Origin of the sequence: Pseudomonas sp. HMWF032 (assembly GCF_003060885.1) — a bacterium.
Taxonomy (GTDB): Bacteria; Pseudomonadota; Gammaproteobacteria; order Pseudomonadales; family Pseudomonadaceae; genus Aquipseudomonas.
Window position 1 is genome coordinate 220,180 of record NZ_QAIG01000004.1, and the last position, 11,913, is coordinate 232,092.

At 67.1% G+C, this 11,913-nt stretch carries 4 protein-coding genes and 1 pseudogene; all 5 read left to right on the forward strand.

What is annotated here, in order from left to right:
- Positions 1-1,606: pseudogene (locus DBR00_RS02670) on the forward strand (hypothetical protein); the annotation flags it as partial.
- Positions 1,607-1,638: 32 nt separating this feature from the next.
- Complete coding sequence (locus DBR00_RS02675) at positions 1,639-6,180, forward strand: DUF6603 domain-containing protein (protein WP_108488746.1); 4,542 nt, start codon at positions 1,639-1,641, stop codon at positions 6,178-6,180.
- Entirely contained in the window at positions 6,177-7,682 is a 1,506-nt protein-coding gene (locus tag DBR00_RS02680; protein ID WP_108488745.1) for a hypothetical protein, read from the forward strand. The genes DBR00_RS02675 and DBR00_RS02680 overlap by 4 nt, the downstream gene beginning before the upstream one ends.
- Positions 7,679-8,536, forward strand: a complete 858-nt coding sequence (locus DBR00_RS02685) for a hypothetical protein (RefSeq protein ID WP_108488744.1) — start codon at positions 7,679-7,681, stop codon at positions 8,534-8,536. The genes DBR00_RS02680 and DBR00_RS02685 overlap by 4 nt, the downstream gene beginning before the upstream one ends.
- Positions 8,533-11,913 (forward strand): hypothetical protein (locus DBR00_RS02690; protein WP_218276595.1); only part of this gene is annotated, 3,381 nt, incomplete at its 3' end. The genes DBR00_RS02685 and DBR00_RS02690, both read left to right, overlap by 4 nt.

Consider the following 11,913-nt stretch of genomic DNA (forward strand, 5'->3'; position numbering starts at 1 on the left):
CGACCGAGCGCCGACACTGACCTGCGTTGCCTGCAACCAGTGGGTGCAGCGTCCCAACGGCACCCCAGTCAAGGCCGCGCAGGGCGTCAGCGAAGCGGAAAACGCATGCAGCCTTGCCTTCCTCCTGCGCTTCGGCGAGTTCACCTACTACATCGGCGGTGATATCGAGGATCCCCAGGAAACCCTGATCGCCGGCCTCGCCAACCCCAATGACAATGCCGCCGGGCGTGTCCTGGTGGTCAAGGCCAGCCATCATGGCGCCGATACCGCCACCTCGGCGGCTTTTCTCCAGCGCATGCGCCCGCTGGCGGTGATGGTTTCCAACAGTACGGACAACCAGCACGGTCACCCTGCCCCGGCCACGGTGGATGTGCTCAACGGCTATCCTCGTGGCAACGGTATCACCCTGCCCCCGCCACCGGCCTCGCCAGGGCGGCCACGGCGCACCTATTTCACCGGCTTCGACAGCACCGAGAACATGAGCAACGCCTTCGTCACCCTGGGCATCGTGGCGGGAGATCCCAATGCCAGCAACCGGCCCGGCAACCTGCTGGTGAAGGTCAGCGAGGCCCAGGCCTTTGACAATCGCAACTTCCCGGGCAGCGCCTGGCGCGCGGTGCTCGCGGTCGCCGACATCGCCGCCAAGGCGGTGGGCCTGGCGCCAAACCCGGTGGCCGCCAATGCTGCCGCCGAAGCAGCGGTCAAAGGCACGCTGGTGGATGTGGTCACCGCACTGATCAACACCACCGACGCGCGGAATGCCGCCACAGCCTTGTGGGTACTGCGCAGCAAGACCGGCGGCGGGATCAACAGCGAGTACCTTCGCTGGCTGGACATGCAACCCCCCGGCCAGGATGACTGGCTGGAGGCGATAGATGAGCAGCGCAAGGCCCTCCAGCGCGCGGCCAACATGGACGACGTCTATCGCTGCGTCGACAGCGCCGCGCAAACCGCCGCCACCGCCAGTGCGGCAGTGCCCGGCCCGCTGGCCGAGTTCGCGGCGCTGGCGGGTTCTATCGATGGTTTGGGTACGGCGTACCAGCTGGTCAACCACTACGTCCCTCTGCCTGAGTACAACGTCGCCGTACAAACCGCGAACGACCAGGCCACGCAGGCACGGGACATCCTCACCAATGGCGCTGGACGTGTGGCGACCCTGGCGACCCAGGCCGCGACCGCCGCGCAGCAGGTACGCGGCGCCAGTAACCAGACCGAGGCCATGCAATTGGCAGGCGCCGCCCTCGATGCCGCCGAGAAAGCCTGCGAAGCCGCCGGCGAAACCTTCTACGACCTCGGCAACTGCTACAGGCGTGCCGCCCGTGCCGGTGCGAACCCGAGCCCGGCGCTGGTGGCGCTGACCATCACCCGCGCCTGCGGCAGTACTCAGGCCGGCGTGGTCACCGGCGCCATTGCCGGGGCGATCTGCGGCAATGGCCAGCTCGACTCGGCCAGGCAGGCGCTGCACTTCGCCCTCGATACGGTCGGGGTGAACTCGTCGGCGGCACTGGCCGCCCTGAACGAAGCCCTCACCGGGGGCGAACCGTTGTTCACCGTCAGCTACTACAAGGCATCAGCCAACAAGGACGTACAGGATTCCCTTTCCTGAGGCGGACCGCTCTTTCCTGGAGGCAGCACCCTATGAGCGCCATGAATGCCGTTACGCAGGATCTGAGCCAGTTGCAGGCCCAGCTCAAACAGAAGATCGACGCCGCCGGTGGCCTTGACCTGGGGGCCGGAACCACCGGCATCAGTGCTCTGGACAGCCTGTTCGGTGCCTGCAACGTGACCCTGGCCAGCGCCAGCATCAGCGACCCCGGCAGCACCTGGCCGGCCAGCTTCAGCGTCAGCGGTACGCCTAACGGCGAATGGACGCTCAATGGGTTGGGCGCCAACCCCAGCCTCAGCCAGTTGACCCTGACCTTCGCCCAGAGCGCCCAGGGCCAGGATATCAGCGCCAGCCTGAGCAGCGTTGCCAGCGCGACCCTTGGCCAAAGCAGCCTGACCTTCAGCGGCAGTCTCGACGACAACGCTGCCCTGGTTCTCGACCTGACCCCGCCGGACAGTCGCCTGCCGCTGCTGGCGGTGGGCAATTTCGCCTTCGCCAACCGCTTCGACGGTTGGCTGCCGGTGGATCTTCCGCTATTCGCCGAGATGTCGTTCAAGCAGATCGAGGTGGTCGCTGCCTATGGCGGCGATGACGACACCCGCTGCGCGGTCACCACCGGGGTCAACGGCAACTGGTCTCTGGTTCAGGGCGGCCCCAGCCTCACTGGCGTCTGGGTGACTCTGACCAGCGCCAGCCAGACCGAAATGGATCAGACCATCACCCGCTTCAGTGGCACGGTCGGCGGCAGCCTGCAGATCGGCGGCCAGCCATGGACCGTGAGCGTCAGCCTCAATGGCAGCAGCCAGGTGAGCATCCTCGTCAGTGCCGACGGCAACCGCCAGCCAGCCCTGGCCGCCCTCGCCGGGCTGATCGCCGGCGATGCCGCGGCCAGCGCGGTGAACGACGCGGTTGCCAAGCTGCCGCTGGCCAACCTGGTTCTGGACAGCGTCGAGATAGCCTTCGACTGGCAGCAGCGCCAGCTACTCAATGCCAGCGTCAACGCCACCCTGCCCTTCACCTTCAACCAGGCCCCGGCCGACCTGCTGCTGTCCATTGGCCTGCCCCCACTGCAACTGGGCGGCAGCCTGTCGCCCAAGACCCCGGTGAAGATCCGCGACGTATTGATCCAGTACCTCGGCGATGCTGGCGGCTTCCCCGACACCACGGTGAGCAAGCTGGTCTTCGACACCGTGCCGGCGGAAGGCAGCTACAGCTTTGCTCTGGGCATGACCGAGGTATTCAGCGCCGGCCCTTTGGCGTTGAACAACGTCGATGTGAACATCGCGAAAACCAGCGATGCCACCACCGCTTCGATGAGCGCCGACCTGACCCTGGCTGGCATCGACATCGCCGTGGCCGCCGCCTACGACAAGGGCTGGCAGATTTCCGGCAGCACCGCCTACGGCCAGCCCCTGGCCATCGGCAAGCTGATCAACGACCTGACCCAGCAGTTCAACGTGACCTGCCCTGCCGCCATCAGCGAACTGGAGTTGCAGAACCTCGCGGTCAGCCTCGACACCGGCGCCTCGAAGTTCACCTTCGCCTGCGAGGGCAGCTTCCCCATCGCCGGCACCGAGCTGGACTTCAGCATCGATCTCGAACTGTCGAAGCCGGACACCACCTGGGAAGGCAACTTCAACGGCACGGTGGTGATCGGCGCGGCTACCTTCAGCGTCACCTTCACCCAGGACAGCAAGGTCAAGATGCTGCGCGCCGAGCTGGTGCCCACCGCCGGCAAGACCCTGGCCCTGGTCGACCTGGCACAGACCTTCGCCATCGACCTCTCCGGGGTACCGGCGGAACTGTTGCCGGTGCTCAAGCAGGCCTCGTTCACCTACGACTTCAACAAGTCGCAACTGGTGCTTACCGCCAGCACCGACAAGGTCGCGGTGAGCCTGGTCAGCGTGCCCGCCACGGCTCAGGGGCGCATTTATGCGGCTGTGGTGGAGATCGCCGTGGAAGCGGATATCTCGCAGTTGCCGGTGGTCGGCAACGAGCTGGCGTCGATCCAGCAGGTCGGCCTGGACGGCATGAGCCTGGTGATCGCCTCCGCGGTGTTCAGCAAGGATCAGGTCGACGCGGTCAACGCGGTGATTCCCAAGGGCCAGCCGCAGGTTCCGGCGCTCAGCGTCGAGGGCCGGGTGGTGCTGTCGGCCAACCTGATGCTCGGCGACCAGCCGGCCAAGCCGCTGCAACTGGTCTTCGCCAAGCCATCGCAGCCGAAGCAGGCACTGCGCGCTGCGGCCAACGACGATACCGCGCCAGTGCCCGCCGGCACCGCCAGGGCCCAAGGCAAGTGGGTCAATGTGCAAAGGAGCTTCGGCCCGATCAGCCTCAGCCGGGTCGGCGTTGCCTATCGCGAGCAGCGCGTGTGGTTGATGCTCGATGGCGGCTTCGCCATGGGCGGCATCGAGATCGACCTGATGGGCGCGGCCATCGCCTTCCGCCCGGTGCTGCCGCCGATTCCCGACGGAGCCTCCCTCGACGGCCTGTTCATCGGCTACGACAACGGCGCGGTGACCATCAATGGCGGCCTGCTCAAGGTCGTAACCGAAGATGCCAAGGGCAACGAGATCACCGAGTACGATGGCCAGCTAATGCTCAGGGTGCCGAGTTTCCAGCTCTCGGCCATGGCCTCCTACGCCTCCCTTGACGGCTCGCCCTCGCTGTTCGCCTACGCCGTGCTCGCCGCGCCCATCGGCGGCCCTCCGTTTTTGCAGGTGGATGCACTGGCGGCAGGCTTTGGCTTCAACCGCGACCTGATCATCCCCGGCCTCGACAAGCTCGAACAGATGCCGCTGATCGCCGCGGTCAACGGCGGCTCCCCGTTCGCCGGCAAGGACGCCTCGCAAGCATTGAAGGTGATGCACGATTACGTGCCACCCTCCTACGGCGACTATTTCCTTGCCCTTGGTGTGCGGATCGCTTCGTTCCAGATGATCAAGGGCTTCATCCTCGCCGCCGGCAAGCTGGGCAACGAATTCGAGATCGCCCTGCTCGGCCTGGCCTCGGTGTCGGTGCCGCCGCAGACCTCCTCGCCGATCGGCTATGCCGAACTGGTACTCAAGGCGTCCTACAACTTCAACCGCGGCACCCTGTTCCTCGGCGCGCAACTGACCGCCAACTCCTTCATCCTGTCGCGTGACTGCCACCTTACCGGCGGCTTCGCCGTGGCCGCCTGGACCAAGGACAACCCGGACAACCCCTACGGCTACAAGGCCGGCGACTTCGTCGTCTCCCTCGGTGGCTACCACCCGGCGTTCAGCAAGCCTGACTGGTACCCGGACGTGCCGCGTCTGGGTTTCAACTGGAATGTCACCTCCGAACTGACGGTCAAGGGCGGTCTGTACTTCGCCCTGGTGCCGTCGGCGGTGATGGCCGGCGGCAGCCTGGAGGCGGTGTGGCAGAGCGGCGACCTGCGCGCCTGGTTCAAGGCCTGGGTGGACTTCCTGCTGGGCTGGAAACCCTTTCACTACGATGCCGACATCGGGGTCAGCCTTGGTGCCTCGTACAAGGTCGACATCGGTATCACCTCGTTCACCGTCAGCGTCCATGTCGGCGTGGATATCCACCTGTGGGGCCCGGAATTCGCCGGTACCGCCACCGCCGACCTGTACGTGCTCAGCATCACCATCAGCTTCGGCGACAGCAACAAGGACGAGGTCAAACCGATCCAGTGGAGCGACTTCAAGAGCTCGTTCCTGCCCGGTGGCGGCAGCGCGCCGAAGGCTGCGCCGCGGGCACTGCTGCTCGCTGCCCTGCCGGCCAGCCTCAAGGCCGCCACGCCGGTGCAGCAGACCGACTCGGTGTGCCTGGTGCGGGTCGCCAATGGTCTGGTCAAGGACCTGGCCGGTGTCGATGACATGGACTGGGTACTCAACCCGGAGCGCTTCGAGCTGACCACCTGGTGCGCCCTGCCGAGCAAGCAGGCCAGCTACATCGGCTCCGGCGCGGAGCAGGACATCACGGCCAGCAACACGGCGTTCGGCGTCGGCCCGGTGGGGGTCAATAACGATTACTTCGTGTCCAGCCACAGTGTGGTGATCAGCAAGCTCGACGGCGAGATGAGCCCCGAGGACATCCGTGTCGACGTCAGCGCCGTGCTGGAAAATCTGCCAGCAGCGACCTGGTCCACCAGTGCCGCCCTCGACCCGAGCCTGAGCAACCTCAACGACACGGCCCAGCGCGCCATTCCCAATGCCATGACCGGCCTGCGCATCAAGGCCAAGGCCGACAACCCCGACGTAACCCCGCTGCCCATCGAACTGAGCGTACTGCGCGAGGAAATCGAGGCCAACCGCACGGTGACCTGGATCGCGCCCAGCGTGCCTGCCGCCACCGGCTATGACCAGGACAACGCCATGAGCCAGTTCACCAGCGCCCTGACCAATACCAGCGTGGCCGACGCCCGTAGCGCGATCCTCACCCAGCTAGCCTCGGCCGGGGTCGCGGTTAGCACCCAGGTCAATGTCGACCTGCTGGCACAGAACGCCGCCAATACCCTGCTCAGCGCCCCGCAGATCTCGGTGCTCGGCGCCCAACCCACCACCGCTTCCGGAGCCGTCCGTTCATGATCAAGGCCTCTTCCACGCCGTTGAGCGACGGCAGCGTACAGTTTGTCGCCCACTGGCTGCCACCGCTGACTGCCGGCAGCTACAGCATCACCGTCACCCAGCACCTGCAGAACAGCGACCCGAAGGCCACCGCCGACGCGGCCTTCGACGAAGCCTTCGTCAACACCCGGCATTTCGCCGTGCGCGGCGAACGCTTCAACCTCGACGACAACGAGCTGGTGTCGCGCTTCCCGCCGCCAGACAACCAGGGCGAGTACCAGAACGTGCTGCCCCATGTGATCTTCAAGCGCCGCACCCTGCCCTGGGAGCGCTCACCGGAGCTGGAGGCGGACAACGCCTCGTGGCTGGCCCTGTTGCTGTTCGAGCTGGACGAAGCGCCACCGCTGCAGTCGGTGCTGGCCGGCGACCTGCAGCGCCAGGCGTTCCCGCACAGTGCCGAAGCAGCCAAAGCCGGCGAGTCGACACCCAGCAGCCTGCCGGCCAGTACCGCCAGCTACCCGGACGGCTACGCCCTGCTCGGTAGCGCCGACAAGGCACCGACCTTCACCCTGGCCACTGGTGAGAACTGGTACGACCCCTGCCAGGTAATCGACGTGCCGGCGGAGCTGTTCGCCGCCATCGCCCCGACTCTCGATGAACTGGATTGGCTGGCCCACGCCCGCAGCGTGGTGCTGACCCAGAAGCAGGAGCAGGACGACGACGAGCAGGAAGGCAATTTCTCGGTGGTGGTGGGCAACCGCCTGCCGGCCCCCAACCAGAAATGCGTGGTGCACCTGGTGTCCCTGGAAGGCCTGGCCCGCTACCTGCCCACCGGCGACGGCGAAACCGCCGCACCGCTGACCCTGGCCGCCGGCGGCACGGCGGAGAAACTGCGCCTGGTGTCACTGGCTAGCTGGTCGTTCACCTCCCTTGATCCACAGGAAACCTTCAGCGGCTACCTCGAAGGGGTCGATTGCGCGCCGCTGCGGCTGCCTGCCCCGGCAAATGCCAGCGGTAGCGCTGGGCAGGCCGTTGGTAATGCCTTCGCCATGGGCTACACGGCGATGAACCACCAGACCCGCCTCGGCGACAGCACGGTGTCGTGGTATCGCGGCCCGCTGCTGCCATTCACCTCTGCGCCGGTGATCGTCCCGCCGCCGGGGGCCACGCCGCTGGTAGTGGCCGACCAGGCGGTGCGCTTCGATCCGGCCAGCGGCCTGATGGACGTCACCTACGCCGCCGCCTGGCAGATCGGCCGTGGCCTGGCCCTGCAGAACAGCCTGTTCGCCAGCACCCTCTATGCGTGGAAACGCAGCGAAGCACGCAAGGTGGCACAAAACAGCGAAACCCAGACCCTCAGTCTGCGTCTGCGGGCCTCGGTGGCGACGAACTCGGCGCTGCGCGCGCTGAATGTCGCACCCACCAGCCAACCCGGCCTGCGCGGCCTGGCCATCGGCCTGATCGCCGAATCCCTGGCCGCCCAGTGCGCCCGCTCTTCCAGTTCCTCGGAGACCACAGAATGACCCGGCTCGCCCAGCGCAACAGTCAGTTCCTCAACCTGCAGGCCATGGTCGCCGAGCCACAATCCAGCCTCCTGCGCGCCAACAGCGGTGACCCGCTGCCAGGCGGACTCACCCAGTGGTTGGGCAACCTCGCCGTACTCAAGGGCCTGCCCTTCGGCTACCTGGTACCGGACGAGGCCATGCTGCCGACGGAGTCGATCCGCTTCTTCGTCCTCGACCCGAACTGGATCAATGCCCTGCTCGAAGGTGCCACCAGCATAGGTCGCTCCTGCACCTTCGACGCCGGTATCGACGCCCAGTTGGTGGCGCGCCTGTATGCGGCGGTGTCGCCAGCGACCACGGTCAGCGGGTTCGTTCTGCGCTCCAACGTGGTCCGCGGCTGGCCGGGCATTGAGGTACGCGCCTATGACGCCGACGGCAACCTGCTCGACGATGTGCTGCGCCAGGAGGTGCTGGCGCCCACCGTGCTGCTGTTCATGACCACCGGGCAGATCGACCATGTCGACATCGGCGAGCCGTCCGAGGCCATGCACTTCGGCGTCGATATCGGCCAGGGGAGCAAGTCGCTGCGCTATGTCACCGTGCCCACGACCGCGCCTGCCGACACCCGGCCGGGCGATCAGATTGACGGCGCCAGCGTTGCTGTCAACTACCGCGCCAGCGGAGGCGGCAAGCGCGTGCTGAAGATCGCCGACCTGGCGAAGAGCCTGCAGGCACAACTGGTGGCCAGCAACGCCAACCTCGCAGCGGACGGCACCCAGCGCCCGTTCACCCCAGCAGAGTTCGCCCTGGAGCTGGTGGAGGGCGTGCAGACCGTGCGCTTCAGCAATCAAGACAAGGAGGTTTCGGCATGAGCGACAGCGGCCTGATCGTCCCCATCGATGTCACCGCCCTGGTCATCGGCAAGCCCGATGCCAGCGCGGTCAATGGTTTCGCCGCCGTGGCCAGCGACTTCGCCCGGATGCCAACGACCCAGGCGGTGGGCCCCTACCTGGCGCAGAACCTGCTGCCCAAGCCGTTCGACTCGGTCGACAGCCAGGACGCCATGCAGCCCGGCATCCACCTGCACTGGGCGCTGCCCGACAGCCTGGCGCGCGGCCGCACCGATGGCGGCAAGGTGGCCTTTCTCCAGGCACCGAACCTGTGGCTGGTAACCCGTATCGCCGGCGGCAACGACAACGGCAGCACGGTGCAGACCGCCTGGGTGATCGAGAGCGACCAGTTGCAGCAGGTGCAGGACCAGACCCTGCCGCAGAACATCTATTCGCGGGCGGTACCGGTGTCCCCGGATTTCTCTGGGGCCAGCCAGCCGTTCCTGTTCCAGGGCCGGGTCTACCGCCAGGCTGACTGGGCCGGGCGCAAGGCCGGCACCTACGCCAGCAGCAACACCACGGTGGGCTACGGTACCCCGGCCTATGCTGCGGCCTATCCGAACTGCCCCAACGTGTTCTCGTTCTGGGACCCGCTGGACGATGACGACGCCAAGGCCTTCACCGCCGAGACGCCGCTGTCCTACTCGGTCGTGGGCTGGTACGCCGACAGCGGCAGCGACCCGCTGGCAACCCTGGTCTACCCGCCCAGTGCCACCACCGTGGAGGCGCGTCAGGCCTATATCGCCCAGACCCTGCAATGGGCAGTCAGCGATACCCCCGACGTACCCACCCGCACCGTATGCAACGGCCAGCTCAGCGGCCTGACCTGGGATCCGCAACGAGCCTGGCTGACCCCGCCCAGCGCCGACGGCATCGACGTGGTCATCGCCGACAACACCGCCGAGGCGGTGGCGGCGCTGATCCAGGCGCGCAACCCCGAGGTGGCTGACCTGGAAACCCTGCTCAACGTGTTCCAGCAGGGCCTGCTCCACGAACTGGGCAAGGTCGGCGGTGCCGCCGCAGCCGACGAGGCGGTGCACCAGGCTGGCTTCGCTGCTTATCCTGGGGGCATTCTGTGGCTGGCGCGCCAGATCACCACGCCGGGTGCCGATCCGTCCGCGAGCAACGGCCAGTTGCCGGACGCCGCCGTGGAGCAACTGGAGCAGGTCAACCGCCTGCAACGCACGCTCGACGGTCAGAGCGCCGACCTCGACGCCCTGCGTCAGCAACTGTTCATCGACTGGGCCAAGTTCATGCTTCTGCAGTTCAACAAGGCCAACCCGACCGCGCTGACTGCCGACCAGGCCCGTGCCTTCATCAAGAACTACGACCTGGCGGCGCTGAGCGCACTGGCAGGCAGCAAGACCAGCAGCGGCAGCATCGCCACCTTGCAAACGCAGATCGACAGCGCCCTGGCCGCGTTACAGAAGACCCTCGGCACCGGCTGGGAAATCAAGCCGTCCTCGGCGGCGCGCTTCTGGCAGCCGGCCGATCCGGTGATCCTGATGGCCGGGCGGCCCACCACCAAGGCCTCGGCGCGCCATGGCGGCGACGGTCGCTTCCATGCCGAGGGCCTGCTCGGCTGCCGCACCGGCAACCAGCTAGTCAGCAGCCTGCGCGTGCATGGTTCGCTGTTCACACCCAATGTGGCGCTGGCCGCCGCACCGGCGGGTGCCAGTTATCCGCCGGAGCTCGGCGCGCTACTGGCCGAGTCGCTGACCCTCGACCCGCTGCGCGCCCCGGATCTGGCCCGGCAGTTCACCCAGGGCAACGCTGCTCAGCGCCTGGCGGCGATCGCCAGCGACACCCTGGCGCAACAGATCGCCAGTGCCCAGCACGCCGCGCGCGGCCAGCACCTGCTGGCGGCCGACGCCCGCAGCGACGCCGCCAACACGGCGGTGGCCCTGGTCGGCAACGCACCGTCGCCGGTGGGCCTGAGCACCTGGTCGCAGCCTTGGCTGCCGACCTTCCTCAATTGGGAAGTGCTGTTCTACCCCTACCATCGCGTCGGCCTGGCCGGCAGCGGGCTCGACTATGCCGCCGATGCGGTGACCGGCTCCTTCACGCTCGACCCGGATGGGCTGGACTTCGACGCCGTCGCCGGGTTGACCCCCGACCCTGCGTTCCAGACCTATTCCGGCACCCTGACCCTGGCCGGACGCACCGAGCTCAATCTGCAGTCGCAGATCGAGGTCTACCTCAAGAACTACCCGGACGACCCCAACGCCAAGGTTCTCCAGGGTATCCTCGGCCAGCTCGACCTGCAGGCCATGGCGCAGAGCCTGACCGGCTTCAACCAGGGCTTGCTGATGCGCAGCCAGACCCTGCAACTGCCGGTGGTGGACGCACTGAGCCCATCGCTGATCGTGCGCAACTTCACCAACACCCAGGTGGCCCCGGCGATCGATGGCTTCAACGTCGCCTCGCCGGCCCCGAACAACGGTTTCAACCCGTTGCGCTGCGGCGAACTGCGGATCAACCGCTTGCGCCTGGTAGACGCCTATGGCCAGGCGGTGGAGTTGCCGAAGCCGACGCCGATCATCGCCCAGCGCCTCAAACAGCGCCTGGCCGGTGGCGAGGTGGCCGACAACGGCAAGATCGTCCTGCCGCCGCGCCTGACCCAGCCGGCGCGCCTGCAATTCCGTTGGCTCAGTGCCAAGGATGGCCAGGCCGAGTGTTCCGATCAGGGGCCAGCGCCGATCTGCGGCTGGGTGCTGTTCAACCACCTCGACGACAACCTCGCCGTTTACGACGCCGACGGCTCGCCGATCGGTTCCCTGAACACCGTTGGCCCACGCTGGCAGGGTGCTCCGGGCAGTGCCAATTGGACCCGGCCTTTCGACCAGGTAATGGCCTCGATCAACCCGTACCTGGCCAACTTCGTCCGCGCCCTCTACAACCAGCCCCAGGGCCTGGGCTTCCTCCAGGCTCTGCTCGCCACCCTCGACCAGGCCAGCGGTGCCAGCGGCCCGGCGGCGCCGACTGCCGATCCGAGCCTGAGCGTGCTGATCGGTCGGCCGCTGGCGGTGGTTCGCGCCGCCCTGCGCCTGGAACTGCAGGGCCAGCCCGCAGTGGACGACAGTTGGCCGGCCTTTGCCGCCAGCGTCGGCCTGAGCCCCGGGCAGCCGCGCCCCAGTGCCGGCATCGGCAATGTGAAATTCCCGGTGCGCCTGGGCGACCTCGGCGTGTATGACGATGGCCTGGTGGGCTACTTCGTCGAGGACGGCAGTGCGGATCAATGGAATACCTTTTACTCGCCGGCGGCCACTGGCGGTAATGGCGTGATGCCGGTGGACGTGAACAAGACCTCGCTGAGCCCGGTGCCCGCCTCTGACGCTGGCGACGGCCTGGCCTTGACC

Coding starts and splice junctions, on each gene's coding strand:
- DBR00_RS02680 (WP_108488745.1), top strand. CDS start 6,177: ATGATCAAGGCCTCTTCCACGCCGTTGAGCGACGGCAGCGTACAGTTT.
- DBR00_RS02685 (WP_108488744.1), top strand. CDS start 7,679: ATGACCCGGCTCGCCCAGCGCAACAGTCAGTTCCTCAACCTGCAGGCC.
- DBR00_RS02675 (WP_108488746.1), top strand. CDS start 1,639: ATGAGCGCCATGAATGCCGTTACGCAGGATCTGAGCCAGTTGCAGGCC.